We start from the raw sequence: 20,820 nt of genomic DNA, 5'->3' as shown, positions 1-20,820 counted from the left end.
GGAGGTGCAAGAGTAATGGCACGAAAATATGACCTTATTTCTGAGCTTTACAACCGCACCTGCAAAACGGTTGTGTCAAATCCTCAGAACTGGCAGGCATTCTTAGCTTCAGCTTGCCGAAATTATAAGTTACGCTATGACGAACAGCTTCTTGTATATGCACAGCGACCCGATGCAACAGCGGTTCTTGAGATAGAGCAGTGGAACAAAATTTTTGGCAGATGGGTCAACCGAGGTGCAAGAGGTATTGCTGTTTTTGCTGATGAAAACCGTTCACGGCAAAGACTGACACATTACTTTGACATTTCAGATACTCACGAAAGCAGATATTCAAGAACAGTCCCGATTTGGGATATGCGTCAGGAATACGAAGCAGATGTGATTGAGACATTGGAAAGCACTTTCGGAGAGATTGAGAATAAGAGCAGTCTTGCCGAAGCAATTATGGGAGCAGCAAGAAATGCGGCAGAGGATAATATCCCTGATTATCTGCAAGACCTTTACTATGCAACCGAGGGCAGTTCCTTTGAGGAAGTGGAAGAGGATATTGTGGCTTTCATTTATAAAAATGTCGTGACAAATAGTGTGGCATATATGATGATGTCAAGGCTTGGCGTTGATACGGACGGTTATTTTGAACTTGATGATTTCAGAGATGTTACTAACTTCAATACGCAGGAAACACTCAATGCACTTGGATTTGCTACCAGTGATATTGCAGAAATGGGATTAACGGAAATATCTAAAACAATTACTGCACTCAACCGTCAAAATCGCATAATTGTCGGTCAGGACAGAAATGAATACAATAAGGTTGAAAATAACGACGAAAGGAGTTTGGACAATGAACGAACTGACCTACACGATGGTGGGCGATTACAGCCTTCCGAACCTGAAACTTCCACAGCAGCCGGAAGTGACGCTGGGCAGGTACGCTCAGATGAGGAGAGAGTTTCTGAAGGAACATCACAGAGTCCTTTACTACAATCTCCTGACGAGGGGCGAACTGACACAGCACTTGGCGGAAGTGGAACAGAGAGCCAGCAAGATGGAGGAAACAATCCTGAGCCAGATGGCACAGAAAGAGGGAGTGACCGAACAGATGAAAGCGGAGGATATGATGAAATGGGTTCGTCTGATGAACTCTCTTCGCAGTTCGGCACAGGAAATCGTGAAAGCGGAAGTGATATTCGCTTAGAGTATTACGACAGAACGCACGAGGATAAAAGCCTTCCGTTCTTTGGACGTGATGAAGTAATCAATGAAATTCTCAGAACGACACCACATTTGTCGGCTAGTCTGGAAGAAATCAAAGATTATTATGAACGTAATCCTGATAACAAAGACCGCACAGAGTATATAAAGAGTATTTTCAATAATGATTATACCGAGCTTACTTTAGAGGATGGCAGGACAGTAGGGTACAAGACCTTTGAAAACGTTCTGCATTTGTGGGAGGGCAAATACGACAGCAGAACCGCACAGAGTTTTTATGATTGGGCTGTTATTGCCCGACACTTTGAAGCTATGCGATTACTGGGAGAATTAAGTGACAGCATAAAACCATTACCGTCAATGGACGGTCAGATGACATTCATATTAGACGGTCGGGCAGAGGAAAAGAAAACCTCTGCCTTTACTTTTTCTCAGGAGATTATCGACGCTATTCTTGCGAATGGAAGCGGATTTTCTGAGGGTAAAATGCGTATCTATGAGCAGTTTGAAAAAAGCCTTTCAGCAAAAGAAAACGCAGACTTCTTAAAAAATGAGTACGGTTGGGGCGGCTCTTATCCAGTAATAATCGGAGCAGGAATTGATGAGAGTCACGATGGAAAAGGTATTACGATTACGAAAGGTATCGGTAAAGAAAATCCACATATCACGCTTTCGTGGTCGCAGGTGGAGAAACGTATCGGGGAACTTATCCGAACAGACAGATACTTAAATCCAAAGGAAAAAGAACACTATCCTCAGTGGCTTGAAAGTCAAGAGGAACGCAGAGCCAAAATCGAAGAAACGAAAAGAAACCGTGAGATACTCTCTAATGCACCACCGGAGCAGGAGGTCGAACTAGCCGAAAAAGAACCTGAAGAAGCGGAACAGCTGCAAGATGTGAAATATGAATATCATCTTGGCGATAAGGTGTATATCGGTGCTTCTGAGTACGAAATCTTATCTGTTGATGATGAGAGAGTAATGCTCTATGACTATGATGTGCCACTGTTCAATAAGGAATTTTCACGCACAGAGTTTGACAGAAAAGTGCGAGAGAATCCGATGAATGAGCATTTGATTGTAAAGGAAGAACCTGCCGAAGAAAGAAATGAAAAAGAGCCTGAGCCGTTAGTTCCCGCTTGGGAGCAGAAGAAAAAAGTCAAAGGCTTTGACTTGCACCCTGATGTGCCTATGGCAGACCGTCACACCTTTAATCTTAGAGAAAATGAGGTTGAAACGGTTGGTAAAAAGGAACGCTTCCGCAGAAATATTATGGCGATACAGCTTCTTAAAAAATGTCAGGAAGAAAACAGATTTGCCACTCCTGAAGAACAGATTATCTTATCAAAGTATGTCGGTTGGGGTGGGCTTTCAGAAGCCTTTGATGAAAATAATTCAGCGTGGGCAACGGAGTATCTGGAACTTTCTTCGGTGTTAACACCGGAGGAATATGCTTCGGCAAGAGAAAGCACGTTGACTGCGTTCTACACGCCGCCTGAAGTTATCACAGCCATTTATAAGGCAATGGAGCAGATGGGTTTTAAGGAAGGCAACTTGTTAGAGCCGTCCTGCGGTATCGGTAATTTCATCGGTATGCTACCGGACGCAATGCAAGACAGTAAGATTTACGGTGTGGAACTTGATACGATTTCCGCAGGGATTGCACAGCAGCTTTATCAGAAAACAACCATTGCGGCACAAGGATTTGAAGAAACCAATCTGCCGGACAGCTTCTTTGATGGAGTGGTTGGCAATGTGCCTTTTGGAGATTTTAAGGTGTTAGATAAAAGGTACGACAAGCATAAGTTCCTGATACACGATTACTTTTTTGCCAAGTCCCTTGATAAGTTAAGACCCGGCGGTGTGATGGCTCTTGTAACGAGCAAAGGCACAATGGATAAGGAAACTTTAGCAGTACGAAAGTATATTGCACAGAGAGCAGAGCTTCTTGGAGCAATTCGATTGCCGAATAATACCTTTAAGGGTAATGCAGGAACGGAAGTCGTTTCGGATATTCTTATCCTGCAAAAGCGTGACAGACTGATAGATATTGAGCCGGATTGGGTTCATCTTGATACCGATGAGAACGGAATTAAGATGAACTCTTATTTTGTGCAGCACCCCGAAATGATACTTGGAGAAATGAAAATGGTATCGGGGCGTTTCGGTATGGAAGCAACTTGTGTACCGTATGAAAATGCAGACCTTGCAGCACAGCTTGATGAAGCAGTCGCAAATATTCACGGGGAAATCACGGAATATGAAGCCGAGGAAGAACTGGAGGAGGAAGATAATTCTATTCCGGCAGACCCGACAGTGAGAAACTTTTCCTATACGGTGGTGGACGGTAAAATCTACTATCGTGAAAATTCCCGTATGACTCCGGTGGAGGTATCGGCAACCGCAGAGAACCGAATTAAGGGTATGATTGCTATTAGAAATTCCGTCAGAACGCTGATTGAATTGCAGACAGAAGATTACCCTGACAGCGAAATCAAAGCGGAGCAGGAGAGATTAAACAGACTTTATGATACCTTTTCAGGTAAGTACGGACTCATTAACAGCCGTGCAAATACTTCTGCTTTTTCGCAGGACAGTTCATTCTCTCTGCTTTCCGCATTGGAGATAATCGGAGGGGACGGAGAACTGGAACGTAAGGCTGATATGTTTTCTAAAAGGACAATTAAGCCGCATACTCCGGTTACTTCTGTTGATACGGCAAGCGAAGCGTTGGCGGTATCGCTTGGAGAAAAAGCCACGATTGATATGGACTATATGATGGAGCTTTCCGGTAAATCGGAGAATGAAATCTTTGAGGATTTGAAGGGTGTTATCTTCCTAAATCCGCTTTATGAGTATGGAAACTCTTACGAACCGAAGTATCTGATGGCTGATGAATATCTTTCGGGTAATGTCAGGGAGAAGCTGAGGATTACAAAGAACTCGGCAGAACTCTATCCGGAAGATTATAAGGTCAATGTGGAAGCACTTCAAAAGGTGCAGCCGAAAGACCTGACTGCAAGTGAAATTTCCGTACGACTTGGTGCAACTTGGCTGCCGCCGGACGATGTGCAGGAGTTTATCTTTCATTTGCTTGAAACACCACGATATGCACAGTGGAATATCAAAGTTCACTTCTCTCCTTTTACGAGTGAGTGGAACATTGAGGGTAAATCTTACGACAAAGGAAATGTAAGGGCATATAACACTTACGGAACTTCCCGCATCAATGCCTATAAGATTATCGAGGAAACGCTGAACTTAAAAGATGTGCGTATCTTTGATTATATCGAAGATGATGAGGGTAGGAAAAAGGCTGTCCTGAATAAAAAGGAAACTGCGATTGCTCAGTCGAAGCAGGAAATGATTAAGCAGGAATTTCAGGACTGGATATGGTCTGACCCTGAACGAAGGGAAAGGCTTTGCAAGTTCTATAATGAGAAGTTCAACAGCGTCAGACCCCGTGAGTATGATGGAAGCCATATTATTTTCAATGGTATGAACCCTGAAATCGAACTCAGGGAACATCAGAAAAATGCAGTTGCCCACATCCTTTACGGAGGAAATACGCTTCTTGCACACGCAGTCGGAGCAGGAAAAACTTTTGAAATGGTAGCGGCAGCACAGGAGTCGAAAAGGCTTGGGCTTTGTAACAAGTCACTGTTTGTTGTACCAAATCACTTGACCGAACAATGGGCGGCAGAGTATTTGCAGCTCTATCCGGCGGCGAATATCCTTGTTGCCACGAAGAAAGATTTTGAAACCAAGAACCGTAAAAAGTTCTGCGGCAGGATTGCAACCGGAGATTATGACGCAGTTATCATCGGGCATTCACAGTTTGAAAAAATCCCGATGTCCATTGAAAGACAGAGGGCAATCTTAGAACAGCAGCTTGAGGAGATAACTGGAGGAATTGCAGAACTCAAGCGAAACCGAGGGGAAAACTTCTCCATAAAACAGCTTGAAAAGTCAAAAAAATCCATCAAGCAGAAACTTGATAAACTCAATGACCAGACGAAAAAAGATGATGTTGTAACCTTTGAGGAACTTGGTGTAGACAGGCTTTTTGTTGATGAAAGCCATTATTACAAGAACCTTTATCTTTATACAAAAATGCGTAATGTGGGAGGTATCGCACAGACGGAAGCACAGAAATCTTCCGACCTCTTTATGAAGTGTCGTTACCTTGACGAGATTACCGGAGGACGAGGAACCGTATTTGCAACGGGTACACCTATCTCAAACAGTATGGTGGAACTCTATACGATACAGCGATATTTGCAGTACAACACGCTTGTGAAAAATGGGTTGCAGCACTTTGATGCCTGGGCTTCCACTTTCGGAGAAACCATTACGGCAGTGGAACTTACACCGGAAGGAACGGGATACAGAGCAAAGACAAGGTTCGCAAAATTCTATAACCTGCCTGAACTAATGGCGATGTTCAAGGAGATAGCGGACATTAAAACAGCAGATATGTTGAACCTGCCAGTACCGGAAGCAAAGTACCATAACATTGCAGTAAAGCCGTCGGAAATACAGAAGGAAATGGTTGCTTCCCTTGCAGAGAGAGCCGAGCAGGTGCGTGGCGGCGGTGTGGATTCAAGCGTAGATAATATGCTGAAAATCACGAATGATGGAAGAAAACTGGCTCTTGACCAGCGTATGCTAAATGATATGCTGCCTGATTTTGAGGGCAGTAAAATCAATGCCTGCGTCGATAACATCTATCGGATATGGAAAGAAAATGCCGACAAGAAATCGGCACAGCTTGTGTTCTGTGACCTTTCCACGCCGAAGAATGACGGAACATTTTCCGTCTATAACGACATTAGGAAAAAGCTGATTGAGAGAGGTATTCCTGAAAGTGAAGTAAAATTTATACACGAAGCCGACACGGATATGAAGAAAAAAGAACTGTTCCAAAAGACCCGCAAGGGAGAAGTCAGGGTGCTTCTTGGCTCTACTCAGAAGATGGGAGCAGGAACGAATGTGCAAGACAAACTTATCGCACTTCACGATGTGGATTGTCCGTGGCGACCTTCAGATTTGGAGCAGCGTTCCGGTAGAATTGTCCGTCAGGGCAATGAAAATCCGCAGGTAGATATTTACCGCTATGTAACAGAGCAGACCTTTGATGCATACCTCTATCAGCTTGTGGAAGGTAAGCAGAAGTTCGCAAGTCAGATTATGACGAGCAAATCTCCGGTCAGGTCGGCAGAGGATATTGATGAAACCGCACTGTCCTATGCAGAGATAAAAATGCTTGCAACAGGTAATCCATATATCAAAGAAAAGATGGACTTAGACATTCAGGTGCAGAAGCTAAAGATGTTAAAATCCAATTTCTTATCGGAGAAATACGGACTGGAGGATAAGGTCATCAAGTTCTACCCACAACAGATTGCTTACTTGAAATCCCGTGTAGAGGGACTTACAAAAGATGTTGAAACAGCAAAATTACACCCGAAACCGATAGACGAGCAGCCGCTTGGAATGATGGTATCGGGTGTTTCTTATTCCGAAAAAGCCGAAGCAGGTCAGGCAATCATCAATGCCTGCAAGTCAATGAACAGTCCCGATGCGATACCACTTGGCGAGTACCGTGGCTTTCAAATGGAACTGTATTTTGATACGGTGCAGCGTAATTATGTTGTGAAACTGAAAGGCGAAACGAGCAGAGATATACCGCTTGGCGACGATGCTCACGGTAATATCGTGAGAATAGATAACGGCATTGAACGCTTCGAAGAAACACTTGCTGATACGAAAAACAGTCTTGAAAATACGGAAAAGCAGTTTGAAACAGCGAAGCAGGAAATCGAAAAGCCGTTTGCAAAGGAGGAAGAATTGAGGGCAAAAACTGCCCGACTTGATGAGCTGAATATCCTGCTCAATATGGATAAAAAGGAAAATGAGATTGTCGGCGGAGAACCTGATGAGGGCGAAATGATTGAAAAGAAGTCAAGAAATTTTGAAAGATGAGTTTAGAATTGCGGTATGGAAAAATCCCATACCGCAGATAGTATGTTAGGTAAGATGGTACAAAGTTATACTGTCAGAAATAATATTTTCAAAAAAATTAGAAGATGTTAATCTGTCAGTTTGTTTTCTTCACCCCAAACACAAAGCTGATCTAACACTACCATTAGTGACTTGCCACGTTCCGAAAGACAGTATTCCACCTTGGGTGGAATTTGAGGATATTCAGTACGGATAATCAGTTTGTCAGATTCTAGTTCCTTGAGATTGCTACTTAATGTTTTATCGGAAATTGTTTTCAGATAACGCTTCAGCTCATTGAATCTTACAGTTTTAAATTCCATTAAACAATAAAGAATGACCATTTTATGTTTGCCGGAAATCAGGGACAAGGTGTAAGCAAAGCCTGTATCTTCAAAATTGGCATTTTCAATGTAGTTTTGTATCATTATACTTTCTCCTTGGATAGTACCTATCATTTTTACCAGTACTTGAAATTCTGAATTGATTGGATATAATTATAAGCAGGATAAATAATTCTGTCAATCTAATTTTAAGGAGAGATTATTATGAGAACAAAGTTGAAAATTACGGAAGGAATTTTTCCTATGCCAGTGTTGATGGTGGCAACTTATAATGAGGACAACAGTGTGAATGTAATGAATGCTGCTTGGGGGACAATGCAAGCAAGGGACATAGTTGCATTGAATCTTACCGAAACACATAAAACCGTGCAAAATATTAAGGCACGAGGTGCATTTACTGTTAGTATCGCAGATGTAGAACACTTGGTAGAAGCAGATTATTTTGGCGTAGAGTCTGGTAATCGTGTAACAGATAAATTTACACGTAGCGGATTGACTGCAAGTAAGGCTGAAGTCGTAGATGCTCCTATTATCAATGAGTTTCCAATTTGTTTAGAATGTAAATTTATTGAGTATCAAGATAATGAATACGGTTGTGGCGTTATTGGAAAGGTAGTGAATGTAACTGCCGATGAGAGCGTTATGGTAGACGGTAAAATTGATATTTCCAAGGTAAATGCCATTGCATTTGACCCTTATACTCATGGTTACTACAAGGTTACAGAGCGTGTGGGTGAAGCTTTCAAAGATGGGTTAAAACTGAAAAAGTAAAGCTACAGGAAAGAAAAATTGATTAAGAGAAGATTCTTTCATAAAACATAGACACAAAATTTAATATTATATAGCCACTTGGTTTTCAAAAAATCAGGTGGCTATTTTTATTTTAAGGAGGTGGTCGATATGCCTTTTATCGCACCTGAGTTAATCATTCAGGCGAAGCAGATGGACTTATTAACCTACCTGAGAAATTATGAACCGTATGAGCTGGTTAAGTTTTCAGGTAACACCTATTGCACCAGAACCCACGACAGTTTGAAGATTTCAAACGGGAAATGGATATGGTGGTCGAGAGGTATTGGCGGCAGGAGTGCTTTGGATTATCTGATTAAGGTCAAAGGTTACAGCTTCCTTGAAGCGGTGGAAACCATTATCGGACACACAGCGATTCAGGCTCCGGTCTATGAAAAGCCACAGCCAAAAGAGGAAAACAAACCACTTCTTCTCCCTGAAAAATGTGCTTCCAACATAGTGATTACAGAGTATCTTTTCGGGAGAGGAATAGATTTTGAAATCATCAATTACTGTATTTCCAATGACCTTATCTTTGAGAGTCTGCCGTATCACAATGTTGTGTTTGTAGGCTATGACGAGAAGAAAGAACCGAAATATGCAGCCTACCGTTCCACGAATAAGCGTAGGATTATGGGCGATTGCAGTGGCAGTAAAAAAGATTATTCTTTTCGGCTTGGTAAGGAAAACTTGGAGGAAGTACACCTCTTTGAGTGTGCCATTGACTTGTTATCCTATGCCACGCTTGCGAAGCTGAACGGGCAGGATTGGAAAGAAATGAGCTTTGTCTCGCTGTCCGGGGTGTATTCTCCGGCAAAGAAAATTGAGGACAGTAAAGTGCCGATTGCACTGGAAAAGTATCTTGGCAGTAACCCATCTGTCAGGAAAATCCGTATCCATTTTGACAATGATATAGCGGGCAGAAAGGCAGCACAGACCTTAAAAACCATTCTGCCGGATAAGTATGAAATCGTTGATGAGCCACCAAAAGCAGGTAAGGACTTCAACGATTTTCTTTGTATGCGGATGGGAATTTACAATAAAAAAACACACGAAAGGAATGAAGAACGATGAATGATTCTAAGATTAAAGTTCTTTTGGTAGAACCGGAAAAGTACCCGAAGGAAATTGTAATCGACGACAGTCTGGAAGCAATGCAGGAGATTGTCGGCGGGGATATTGAGGAATATATGCCCTATGACGATGACGTTGCAATCATCTGTAATGAGGAAGGAAAGATGAGAGGACTTCCGCTTAACCGTGCAGTTTATGTGCAGGACAATGATAAGAAAGAGATGGTAGATATTATCTGCGGCAAGTTCTTTATCTGTTATGCACCGCCTGAGAGTGAGAGCTTTCAGAGCTTGCCGGACGATATGATGAAGAAATACAAGGAACAGTTCAAGTATCCCGAACGCTTTTCTAAGGAAGTGGGCGGCAATATCGTGGCTGAACCTTTTAAGCCGAAATCAAAGGATTATGAGAGATAGTAGACTGAGAACGGGGCAACCCGGAGGAGATGTTTATTCTTAGCGAGCAGACCATTTGGATAAACACAGTTTTCCAAACGGTAAAAGGCTCGTTAGGGGTTGCCCCTAATACCCCGTGAGAAAGGAGAACTTGATTTGAGAGAGTTATTACTTATCGCCGCCGGAACACTGCTCGGCAGTTGTCTTGGCGTTACGATGATGTGCTTATTCCAGATTAACAAAGATTGCAGAGTAAAGAGAAAGGAAGATACCGATTATGAGAAAGAGAAACATTCAGAAGATTGTACGCTTTAACCGCAAGGAAGCACAGGACTTGGCAGCAAAGGCAAAGAAGACTTGTCTTTCCGAAGCAGGACTTATCCGTTTACTTATCAGAGGTTACGAGCCGAAAGAGAAACCCGATGACCGCTTCTATGATGTGATGAGGGAACTGTCCTCTATCGGTAATAACATCAATCAGCTTGCGGCTAAAGCGAATACACTTGGTTTCATTGACGCACCTATGCTGAAGAATGAAGCTGTAAAGTGGAATAAGTTCCAGTCAGAGATTGAGAGGACATATCTTCGTCCAAATCAGAGCGAAATGAAATGGCAGTAACAAAGTTGTGGTCGGTAACAGAAAGGCTCGGTCAGGTCATTGACTATGCAACCAATCCCGAAAAGACTTCTGCAAATATCAAAAGGGAGTTTTCATCGGAACAGTATCAGGCTCTTGCTGATGTTATTGCTTATGCAAAGGACGAAGAAAAAACAGAGCGAGAATTTTATGTTGAGGGTATCAACTGTAATGTGTCGATTGCCCGTGACCAATTCATAACGGTTAAGGAACAGTACCAAAAGACAGACGGTATCCAAGCCTATCACGGATATTTGAGTTTCAAGGAAACAGATATATCTCCTGAGATGGCACAGAAAATCGGAATGGAATTTGCAAATGAAGTGTGGGGTAAAAGATTTCAGGTCGTTGTGACAACCCACCTGAACACAAAGCACCTGCATTGCCATTTTGTCATCAACTCTATTTCTTTCGTCGATGGGAAACATTTGTGGGGAGAGGAAAAAGCGTGGTTCAAATTCCGAAAAGTTGCAGACAGAATTTGTGAGAAGTACGGACTTTACTATGACCCGAATCCGAACCGCAGTAAGCAGTCGGATTATCTGACGATGAAAGAAAAGGCAGGTATGCCGACACGCTATTCGGTTGCAAAAGAAGCCATTGATTATGCTATTGACCATAGCAAGACCCTGAAAGAATTTCAGTTTGCTCTCAAGGAAATGGGATATGCCTATAACCTGAGTCCAAGCCGAAAATACTGGACGGTCATTCCAAAGGGATACGATAAGCCGATACGACTGAAAAACCTCGGAGCAGATTATACCAATGACCGGATTGTAGAGCGTATCAAAGAAAATCGTGACAGATGGGCAGAGATTGAGCCGTTCCAGAGGGCGACTTATAAACCAAGACAGTACCGTATGCAGACCAGAGGGCAGAAGCTGAAAAAGAAAGGCGGACTTTATGGGTTGTATCTGTATTACTGTTACAGACTCGGTTATCTGCCCAAGTATAAGAAACAGAATAACGCAAGGCTTCATTATCTTTTGAAAGATGATTTGATGAAGCTCGATAAGATTACTGATGAAGTAAGGCTGCTCGGACGAGAAAATATTTCCACGGACGAACAGCTTTTTTCATATAAGACTTCCTTAGAGGAGCAGATGAAAAATCTGATTGCCGGAAGAACACATCTCCGAAAAAAGATAAGAACAAATATTGATGATGGTCAGCTTCAGGCGGCAAAAGATGAAATCGCTTCTATCAATGGAGAATTGAAAAAACTCCGACGGGAAGTAAAACTCTGCGAGGATATTGCGGAGAGGTCAAAGGTTATGGAAGAAAACCTTGAGCATATCGAAACAGAGGAACAAAAACAGCAGAGAAAGGAGAAATCACGCTATGAACAACGGTGGTGACGCAGCAGAGCAGGTCGTTAGGCTTTCGCTTGAAGGATTTGAAGTTGCTGCAAGATTAAGCGGTTCGGCGGCGAAGAATATCGCATTGCTTTTGGTATCGGTTCTGAAGCAGGAACAAAAGACGAAGGGCAAAGCAAGGCTTACCAATATGATTAAGTCAGGCAAGGAGCTGAAAGTCTTTTCCATTCCGCAAAAGGATTTGAAGAAGTTTACCGAACAGGCAAAACGCTATGGCGTTCTTTATTGTGTCCTCAGAGATAAGAACACAAAGGGAGAGAACGCTCCGGTAGATATTATTGCAAGAGCAGAGGACGCTTCTAAAATTCAGCGTATCGTTGAAAGATTTGAACTTGGCAAGGTGGATAAGGCTTCGATTGTCAGTGAAGCAGAGAAGGCTATCGCAGACCGTGAAGCGGTTGAAAAAGAAAAGCCGACTAAATCCAAGAGTGAAATCATTATGGAAGAAGCGGTCAGAAATCCAATGCAGAAAGAGGAGCGAGCAAACGCAAACCCCTCAGTCGCCAAAACAGACAAAAGCCCTCTGTCAAGGCAAAACTCAGAGCCGGTAGAAACGCAATCTGATAAGGGTGTTGCAAAGCCAGTGGAAAAACCATCGGTCAGAGAGAAACTTGACCGTTACAAGGCACAGGCAAAACAGCAAAAAGAAGCAGAGCGTAAAGAGCCGGAGGTTAAGAAAGACGGCAAGAAGCCGCAGCAGAAAAACGGTCAGACGGTACACCGTCAGCCGAAGAAGAAACCCAAAACAAAAGAGAGGTAATTCACTATGACAAATGATTTTAAACCCGCAAAGGCTGGCGGTAATCAGCCAAGATTATCCAAAGAGGAGTATGCGGAAAAGAAGCGAGCAGAAAAAGAAAAGGTCTATCAGATGATTGATGACGCTGCCCGTGAGATTGTGAGTGACCCTGAGAAGTTCAAGAGCTTTCTTGATACGCAGAGTCGAATGGACAGATATTCCGCAGCAAATGCTCTCCTTATTTACAGTCAGTATCCGCAGGCGACACAGCTTAAAGATTTTGATGATTGGGGTAAGGACAATGTGAAGATTACCAAAGGGGCAAAGAGTATTTCTATTCTTGAACCAGTGGAATATACAAGAGCAGATGGTTCTCCGGGTATTTCCTACAATGTCAAAAAGGTATTTGATGTTACGCAGACAAATGGAAGAAAAGCTCCGGCGGTATCAGCAAACCGTGACCCGAAAGCACTTATCACGACAATGCTTGATGTATCTCCGGTGGAGGTTGCGTCAACCGATGAACTTCCGTATCCGAATATGGCAGCTTTTTATAATAATGAAAAGCAGACCTTGTATGTGAAGCGTAATGTGGGCGACAGCGTAGCAGTTGCTCAGTGTGTCGCTCAGGAACTTGGACACGCACAGCTTTCCATCAACAGCGAAAGTTACAGCCGCAGGGATAGGGGCTTTCAGGCAGTGTGTATCGGATATATGCTTTGCAAGAAGTATGGAGTAGATACACAGAACTTTGCGATTAACCGTATTCCGGATGGACTGGCTTCCAAAGAGCCGAAAGAAATCCGTGCGGAGCTTTCCAAGACCCGAAATGCAATGGCAGAAATTCACAGTCATATCTCTGATGAAATGTTCCGCAAGAAGCAGGAGCGTTCAAAGGACTATGAGAGATAATGGAGGGCAGATATGGAAAAAGAAAAACTCTACCACATTGCTTTGGACGATTACGAACACGGTGTTGTCATTCGCTCCTTAAACGATGAGAAAACAAAGTTGATGGAGGAAGGCAAGTCCGCAGATGCAGTAGACGACCTGCTTGTAAAAGTCGGAAATGCCCCATTGAAAAAGTTCAAAGTAATTGAAAGGAAACGCTCAGATGAAGCGAGATAATGACAGGCAGACTGCCATTATTTTATCCATTGTCGGTATCGTTCCGGTCATATGGCTGGCACTTCTGATTGCACCTTCCATAAGCGGAGGATTGCCAGAGATAGCAGCCAATCTTGCGACACTCTTTGATAATCCATTTTCCATAAAATTATGTGAGGACAGCCTGAAAACTGTCCTCATTTTGCTTTTGTGCTATGGAATGGGTATCGGGATTTATTTCTCGACAAGAAAGAATTACCGAAGACGAGAGGAACACGGTTCTGCCAAATGGGGCAATGTCAGAGCAATTGATAAAAAGTACCGACAAAAGCCGCTGTCAGAAAATAAGCTGATGACTCAGAATGTGTGCATTGGACTTAATGCCAAGAAGCACAGACGAAATCTGAATACGCTTGTGTGCGGCGGCTCCGGTGCAGGTAAGACAAGATTTTATGCAAAGCCTAATATTATGAACGCTGCCAGAAACAGCTATGTGATATTAGACCCGAAAGGGGAAATCCTGCGAGATACGGGACATCTGCTTGAGAAGAAAGGTTACGAAGTGCGTGTGCTTGATTTAATTTCAATGGAGAAAAGCCATTGTTACAATCCGTTTGTTTATTTGCAGAATGACAATGATGTGCAGAAGCTCGTGACAAATCTTTTCAAGAGTACCACTCCGAAAGGTTCACAGAGCAATGACCCGTTTTGGGATACGGCAGCGTCAATGCTTCTGCTTGCACTTGTATTTTATCTGCATTATGAAGCACCGCCGGAAGAACAGAATTTTGCAATGGTAATGGAAATGCTAAGAGCCGGGGCGATTGAGGACGAGGACGACCCAAGCCCTTCTCCGCTTGACAATCTGTTTTCGGATTTGATGATAGATAACCCTGACCACATTGCTTTGAAGTATTACCACTCTTATCATTCCGGTTCTTCCAAAACATTAAAATCTATACAGATAACCCTTGCAGCAAGGCTTGAAAAGTTTAACTTGGAGAGTCTTGCTGCTCTTACTTCTGCCGATGAACTGGATTTACAGTCACTCGGAGAGAAAAAGGTGGCACTGTTTGCACTGATACCGGACAACGACTCCAGTTTCAACTTCTTGGTATCCATTCTTTACACACAGCTCTTTCAGCAGTTGTTTTATGCAGCCGACCATATCCACGGCGGCTGTCTGCCGATGCCTGTTCATTTTATGATGGACGAATTTGCCAATGTTTCACTGCCGGACGACTTCGACAAGATACTGTCGGTTATGCGTTCCCGTGGGGTATCGGTAAGCATCATCTTACAGAACTTGGCACAGCTTAAAGCCTTGTTTGAAAAACAGTGGGAGAGCATTGTGGGTAACTGCGATGAATTTCTTTACCTTGGTGGAAATGAGCAGTCAACCCATAAATATGTGTCGGAGCTGTTGGGTAAGGAAACCATTGATACCAACACGTTCGGAAAGAGTACCGGAAGAAGCGGTAATTATTCCACCAACTATCAGATTAGCGGCAGAGAGTTACTTACCCCTGATGAGGTGCGTATGCTCGATAATCAGTACGCTATTTTATTTATCCGTGGGGAAAGACCCATTATGGATTTCAAATATGACATTATGAAACACCCGAATGTGGCACTTACCACAGACGGAAAGGCAAGTCCTTATAAGCACGGAGAAGTCACGAAAGATATTGCTTCGATTGCCATTTGGGACATTGACCCTGCAACACTTCCTGAAAAGGAAATGGAAGAAACGAACTGGGAACTTCTTTCCGATGAGGAGATGGAAGCTCTGTTCATAAACAATCAAACAAATTAAATTTTGGAGGTATTCAACTATGACTATTTTTAAGAAAAAAGCAACTGATATTCAGGAAACAAAGAAACTGCCTATGACTGGAAAGGTTAAGAAAGGCTTCCGTGCTTACTGCACAATGGTCATTGTCGGTGCGTTGGCACTTGGAATGACAACGACTGCATTTGCAGCGAATGACCCGCTTACCGTAGTCAACAATCTGTCCGATTTTATCTTCGGACTTATCCGTGCCATCGGTATGATTTTGCTCGGCTTTGGTATCGTGCAGGTCGGTCTTTCACTCAAATCTCACGACCCTTCTCAGAGAGCCAATGGCTTCCTGACTCTTGCGGGTGGTATCATTATTACTTTCGCCAAAGAAATCCTTACTCTTATCACAGGCTAAGATAAGAGTTACACAGTTATCGAGGGGTGTGCCAAGTTAAGGTACACCCCTTAATTGTAAGGAGGTGCTTTGAATGAGTGATAACTGGGTAGTTCAAAATCTTGAAAATGCCCTTGAAACTTGGAATGAAAAACTGTCGGAAATATGGACGCTCATCACAACTACACCGCAGAACTTTAAGGGCGGGAATATCTGGAAGGTTATCGTTGACATCAACGGTGCAGTTCAGGCTATCGGGCTTGCCTTACTTGTGTTGTTTTTCGTGATAGGTATGGTAAAGACCTGCGGAAGTTTTACAGATGTGAAGAAACCGGAACACGCTTTAAAACTCTTTGTTCGTTTTGCACTGGCGAAAGGTGTTATCACATACGGAATGGAGCTTATGCTTGCACTATTTAATATCGTGCAAGGGACAATTTCAACCATTATGAATGCTGCCGGATTTGGAACTCCGGAACAGACGACCTTGCCCGCAGAGATGGTAACGACCATAGAGGATTGCGGATTTTTCGAGAGTATTCCATTGTGGGCGGTAACGCTTATTGGGGGATTATTTATCACAGTGCTTTCGTTCATTCTGATAATGACGGTGTACGGAAGATTTTTCAAACTTTATATGTACACAGCACTTGCACCGATACCGCTTTCCACATTTGCAGGAGAACCGACACAGAATGTCGGCAAGAGTTTTATCAAGAGCTATTGTGCAGTTCTGCTTGAAGGGGCAGTCATTGTACTTGCTTGTATTATTTTCTCTGTATTTGCTTCATCGCCGCCAGTAGTGAATCCTGATGCAGCAGCAGTTACGCAGGTTTGGGCATATATCGGGGAACTGGTATTTAATATGCTTGTTCTTGTCGGTGCAGTGAAAATGTCTGACCGTATTATCCGAGAGATGATGGGACTTTAAGGAGAGATTTTGAGATGAACCAAAGAGATTGTAAGAAATGTGTTTACTATGGCGGTAAACGGAAGGGCAAAGTCTTTTGCCTGAATGATAAATGCGTGAGGGAGAAAGACCGAAATCGCAGGAAAGGGAACAGATATGGAAGTAAAAATTAACCGAGAAATCAGAAATTATACAGAGTCAATGTTTTTTGGACTGTCGCTCAGACAGTTCATTTTTTCTGTTCTCGCTTGTGGCGTTGCAGTAGGACTGTATTTTTTGCTCAAACCGTATGTTGGCACGGAAACCGTATCGTGGGTGTGCATTTTGGGTGCTGCTCCGTTTGCGGCACTTGGTTTTGTGAAGTACAACGGTATGACCGCAGAGAAAGCAATCTATGCGTGGATAAAGTCGGAGTTTTTGATGCCGAAGAAGCTGGTATTTCACTCCACCAATGTGTATTACGAACTGATGAAGCCAAGCATTGAACAGAAACAGAAGGAGGTATTGAAGTCAAATGATTAAGACTCTTACGAACCTGTTTAAGCAGGATAAAGAAAAATTTGTTGTACCGAAAGGGGTGCAGGACGTGATTCCCGTGGCAGCTATCTTTGATGATGGCATTTTCAAAGTGGGAAAGGATAAATATTCAAAGACCTACCGCTTTACGGATATTAACTATGCAGTGGCAAGTCGTGAGGATAAGGAAGCGATGTTCCTTGAATATTCCGAACTTCTGAACTCCCTTGATAGTGGTGCAACGACAAAAATCACAATCAATAACCGTCGGCTCAACAGACTGGATTTTGAGCAGACAATTCTTATTCCGACAACCGGAGATAATCTGGACGAATATCGAGAGGAATACAATAAAATGCTTCTTGATAAGGCAACGGGTGCAAACTCCATTGTTCAGGATAAGTATATTACCATTTCCATCAACAAAAAGAGTGTGGAGGACGCAAGAACTTATTTTGCCCGTGTCGGTGCAGATTTGATTGCTCACTTCGGCAGGCTCGGAAGTAAGTGTGTGGAACTGGAAACAGGCGAAAGACTTCGTATTTTTCACGACTTTTATCGTGTGGGAGAGGAAAGCTCTTTCCATTTTGATATTAAGGAAACAAGAAAAAAGGGACACGATTTTAAGGATTATATCTGCCCTGACACAATGGAATTTGAAAAGGACTATTTCAAGATGGGAAACCGTTATGGAAGAGTCCTTTTTCTTCGTGAATATGCGTCCTATATCAAAGACAGTATGGTAGCGGAACTTACGGATATGAACAGAAATCTGATGATGTCCATTGATATTGTTCCCGTTCCAACGGATGAAGCAGTAAAGGAAGCAGAGAACCGTCTGCTTGGTGTGGAAACCAATATCACAAACTGGCAGCGTAGGCAGAATGCCAATAACAACTTCTCTGCAACTGTTCCGTATGATATGGAGCAGCAGAAGAAAGAAATGAAAGAGTTCCTCGATGACCTTACGACCCGTGACCAGAGAATGATGTTTGCTGTTATCACGATGGTTATTACAGCAGACAGCAAAGAACAGCTTGAGAATGATACGGAAGCATTGCTTACCACAGCAAGAAAACATCTTTGCCAGTTTGCAACACTGAGATTTCAGCAGGTAGATGGACTCAACACGGTAATGCCGTTTGGAACAAGAAAGATTGATGCCTTCAGAACACTTACAACAGAGAGCCTTTCGGTATTTATCCCATTCAGGGTGCAGGATATTTTCCACGAGAACGGTATCTATTACGGTCAGAATGTTATCAGCAAAAATATGATTATCGCAGACCGTAAGCAGCTTTTGAATGGTAACTCCTTTATTCTCGGTGTATCCGGTGGCGGTAAGTCATTTGCGGCAAAGGGAGAAATCATCAATCAGGTGCTTTCTTCAGATGCGGATATTATCATCATCGACCCGGAGCGAGAGTATTCACAGCTTGTCAATGCGATGGGCGGAGAAGTAATCAATATTTCTGCTACTTCCGACAATCACATCAATGCAATGGATATGAATAAGGATTACGGCGACGGTGCAAACCCTGTCATTTTGAAATCTGAGTTTATTATGTCCCTTTGTGAACAGCTTATCGGAGGTACAAATCTCGGAGCAAAGCAGAAGTCTATCATTGACCGATGTACGGCAAGCGTGTACCGCAGTTATCAGCAGAATGATTATCAGGGACATATACCGACCTTGCAGGATTTCAGGGCAGAACTTTTGCAGCAGGACGAACCGGAAGCAAAGGAACTGGCACTTGCCATTGAGCTTTTTACACACGGTTCTCTGAATACTTTTGCAAAGCAGACGAATGTGGATACCAATAACCGCCTTATCTGCTATGACATTCTTGACTTGGGTAAACAGCTTATGCCGATTGGCATGCTTGTTGTCCTTGACTCTATCCTGAACCGTATCACACAGAACCGTGCAAAGGGTAAGAATACCTTTATCTTCATTGATGAGATTTATCTTCTGTTCCAGCACGAATACTCTGCAAACTTCCTCTTTACCTTGTGGAAGCGTGTGAGAAAATACGGTGCATACGCAAGTGGAATCACTCAGAATGTCGATGACCTTTTGCAGAGCCACACAGCGAGAACAATGCTTGCAAACTCAGAGTTCATCATTATGCTGAATCAGGCTTCCACAGACAGGCTTGAGCTTGCAAAACTTCTGAATATTTCCGACCTACAGATGTCCTATATCACGAATGTGGAAGCAGGACACGGACTTATCAAGGTGGGAAGTTCTCTTGTACCATTTGCAAACAAATTCCCTAAGAACACGAAACTTTATAAACTGATGACGACCAAGCCGGGCGAAGCGTAAGGAGGGATTTACAATGTCTAAAATTCAATTTCGCAATGCTGCACACAGAGATTTTGTATTAGAAAATCTGGATAAGTGCAAAGTCAACGACTGCTATCACAGAGCATTTTTCTATGTGATGGGCATTTCAGAAGAAACGAGAATGAATATCGGAAAGATGTTTGATTTCAAGAGGGACTGTATCATACCGGAAGGTATGCATGGCGGTTGGCAGACAAGTGGCACAGTCAAGGTCTGCCACCTTGCCTTTAATCTCTGGAATGGATTTACGGAAGAAGGCAGGGAAAATCTCTATACACCGGAGGAACTGTTCTGTTGCGGATATGCTCCGTATTTTATGGAGGGTATCAAGTTGAGGTATCCGGAGTATTGCAGAGATTTGACTCCACCTAAGAGAAACGATATGGAAAGGTAAGAGAAAATGAGCAGAAAAATCTATATTGTTATTGCGATGGTGTTTACGGTAGTGTTGTCTGTAAGCACCTTCTTTATTATCCGTAATCACATTGACTCTGCCAAGCAGAATGAAGTCTATGATAACCTTGCGGAGATTGTGGAGGACGAGCCGCCAAAGGAAAATGAGGGCGTGACGTTTTCGGAAGATAAGGACTATCTTGCGGAATATTTTGAACTTTATCGGCAGAATGAAGATATGGTGGGTTGGATAAAGGTTGAGGATACCAATATCAACTATCCGGTCGTGCAGTCTGTAAATGAGCCGAACTTCTACCTGAAGCACAAGTTTGATAAGACCTATTCCGCTTATGGCTGTCCATATGTGCAGGAAAATTGTGATGTGCAGAAACCTTCAGACAACATCATTATATACGGACACCATATGAATGACGGTTCTATGTTTACGGGACTGATGAAGTACAGAAACAAGAGCTTTTGGGAAGGTCATAAGACGATTACCTTTGATACACTGACGGACAGACACCATTATGAAGTGATTGCAGTCTTTAAGACAGTCGTTTATACAGACAGCTCCGATAGCTTTAAGTATTATGAGTTTACGGACGCAGAAAATGCGGCAGAGTTTGATGCGTATGTTGCTAAGTGCAAGGAACTTTCTTTGTATGATACCGGAGTATCGGCAGAGTATGGCGACAAGCTTATTTCTCTTTCTACTTGTGAATATTCAAGAAACAATGGCAGGCTTGTTGTTGTCGCTAAGAGAGTGGATTAAACCCCACTCTCTATTATTTT

The 20,820-nt window shown here is 42.9% G+C and carries 18 protein-coding genes; 17 read left to right on the top strand and 1 reads right to left on the bottom strand.

All coding sequences use genetic code 11. The annotated features are described in order from the left end of the window. Window positions 1-15 precede the first annotated feature (15 nt). Window positions 16-7,200, top strand: a complete 7,185-nt coding sequence (locus tag WKT17_RS06650) for an N-6 DNA methylase (protein WP_445291965.1) — start codon at window positions 16-18, stop codon at window positions 7,198-7,200. 107 nt (window positions 7,201-7,307) lie between these two features. On the opposite strand, the gene WKT17_RS06645 is transcribed toward WKT17_RS06650, so the two are convergent. After that, a complete protein-coding gene (locus tag WKT17_RS06645) occupies window positions 7,308-7,646 on the bottom strand; it encodes a winged helix-turn-helix transcriptional regulator (protein WP_054754266.1) in 339 nt (112 codons plus the stop codon). Window positions 7,647-7,766: 120 nt separating this feature from the next. Here WKT17_RS06645 and WKT17_RS06640 point away from each other — a divergent pair, with 120 nt between their 5' ends. The 16 genes from WKT17_RS06640 to srtB all read left to right on the top strand — a co-directional run bounded on the left by WKT17_RS06640 (window position 7,767) and on the right by srtB (window position 20,800). Further along, window positions 7,767-8,333, top strand: a complete 567-nt coding sequence (locus WKT17_RS06640; protein ID WP_054754268.1) for a flavin reductase family protein — start codon at window positions 7,767-7,769, stop codon at window positions 8,331-8,333. Between the two features lie 129 nt (window positions 8,334-8,462). Then, entirely contained in the window at window positions 8,463-9,425 is a 963-nt protein-coding gene (locus tag WKT17_RS06635) for a DUF3991 and toprim domain-containing protein (protein WP_109710634.1), read from the top strand. Then, entirely contained in the window at window positions 9,422-9,841 is a 420-nt protein-coding gene (locus WKT17_RS06630) for a DUF3846 domain-containing protein (RefSeq protein WP_118175063.1), read from the top strand. Before WKT17_RS06635 ends, WKT17_RS06630 begins: the two co-directional genes overlap by 4 nt. A 135-nt stretch (window positions 9,842-9,976) precedes the next feature. Further along, complete coding sequence (locus WKT17_RS06625; protein ID WP_087203228.1) at window positions 9,977-10,135, top strand: DUF3789 domain-containing protein; 159 nt, start codon at window positions 9,977-9,979, stop codon at window positions 10,133-10,135. Further along, entirely contained in the window at window positions 10,098-10,439 is a 342-nt protein-coding gene (locus WKT17_RS06620; RefSeq protein ID WP_340272000.1) for a plasmid mobilization protein, read from the top strand. Before WKT17_RS06625 ends, WKT17_RS06620 begins: the two co-directional genes overlap by 38 nt. Continuing rightward, entirely contained in the window at window positions 10,430-11,815 is a 1,386-nt protein-coding gene (locus WKT17_RS06615; protein WP_340271998.1) for a relaxase/mobilization nuclease domain-containing protein, read from the top strand. The genes WKT17_RS06620 and WKT17_RS06615 overlap by 10 nt, the downstream gene beginning before the upstream one ends. Next, window positions 11,799-12,593, top strand: a complete 795-nt coding sequence (locus WKT17_RS06610) for a PcfB family protein (RefSeq protein ID WP_118143150.1) — start codon at window positions 11,799-11,801, stop codon at window positions 12,591-12,593. The genes WKT17_RS06615 and WKT17_RS06610 overlap by 17 nt, the downstream gene beginning before the upstream one ends. A 6-nt stretch (window positions 12,594-12,599) precedes the next feature. Next, window positions 12,600-13,484 carry an LtrC-like protein gene (locus tag WKT17_RS06605; protein WP_340271990.1) on the top strand — a complete coding sequence of 295 codons (885 nt, stop codon included), beginning with the start codon at window positions 12,600-12,602 and terminating at the stop codon, window positions 13,482-13,484. A gap of 12 nt (window positions 13,485-13,496) precedes the next feature. Then, window positions 13,497-13,700 carry a hypothetical protein gene (locus WKT17_RS06600; RefSeq protein WP_008789327.1) on the top strand — a complete coding sequence of 68 codons (204 nt, stop codon included), beginning with the start codon at window positions 13,497-13,499 and terminating at the stop codon, window positions 13,698-13,700. After that, window positions 13,687-15,495: a VirD4-like conjugal transfer protein, CD1115 family gene (locus WKT17_RS06595; RefSeq protein ID WP_055303987.1), complete on the top strand. Its 1,809-nt coding sequence runs from the start codon at window positions 13,687-13,689 to the stop codon at window positions 15,493-15,495. Before WKT17_RS06600 ends, WKT17_RS06595 begins: the two co-directional genes overlap by 14 nt. A gap of 19 nt (window positions 15,496-15,514) precedes the next feature. Continuing rightward, complete coding sequence (locus WKT17_RS06590) at window positions 15,515-15,877, top strand: glutamyl-tRNA amidotransferase (RefSeq protein WP_340271984.1); 363 nt, start codon at window positions 15,515-15,517, stop codon at window positions 15,875-15,877. A 73-nt stretch (window positions 15,878-15,950) separates the two neighbouring features. Continuing rightward, the gene (locus tag WKT17_RS06585) at window positions 15,951-16,787 is read left to right on the top strand and encodes a hypothetical protein (protein WP_002594677.1); all 837 of its coding nucleotides are present in this window, start codon (window positions 15,951-15,953) and stop codon (window positions 16,785-16,787) included. A 135-nt stretch (window positions 16,788-16,922) separates the two neighbouring features. Then, a complete protein-coding gene (locus tag WKT17_RS06580) occupies window positions 16,923-17,288 on the top strand; it encodes a PrgI family protein (protein ID WP_161209649.1) in 366 nt (121 codons plus the stop codon). Beyond that, a complete protein-coding gene (locus tag WKT17_RS06575) occupies window positions 17,281-19,611 on the top strand; it encodes a VirB4-like conjugal transfer ATPase, CD1110 family (RefSeq protein ID WP_340271978.1) in 2,331 nt (776 codons plus the stop codon). Before WKT17_RS06580 ends, WKT17_RS06575 begins: the two co-directional genes overlap by 8 nt. 13 nt (window positions 19,612-19,624) lie before the next feature. Then, complete coding sequence (locus WKT17_RS06570; RefSeq protein WP_002594682.1) at window positions 19,625-20,026, top strand: DUF6075 family protein; 402 nt, start codon at window positions 19,625-19,627, stop codon at window positions 20,024-20,026. 6 nt (window positions 20,027-20,032) lie between these two features. Then, complete coding sequence (gene srtB / locus WKT17_RS06565) at window positions 20,033-20,800, top strand: class B sortase (protein ID WP_340271975.1); 768 nt, start codon at window positions 20,033-20,035, stop codon at window positions 20,798-20,800. The last annotated feature ends 20 nt before the right edge of the window (window positions 20,801-20,820 follow it).

The organism is Blautia sp. HCN-20427 (assembly GCF_037890365.1).
GTDB lineage: Bacteria > Bacillota > Clostridia > Lachnospirales > Lachnospiraceae > Blautia.
The sequence above is the reverse complement of the archived record's forward strand: the minus strand, read 5'-3'. Positions and strand labels throughout refer to the sequence as shown.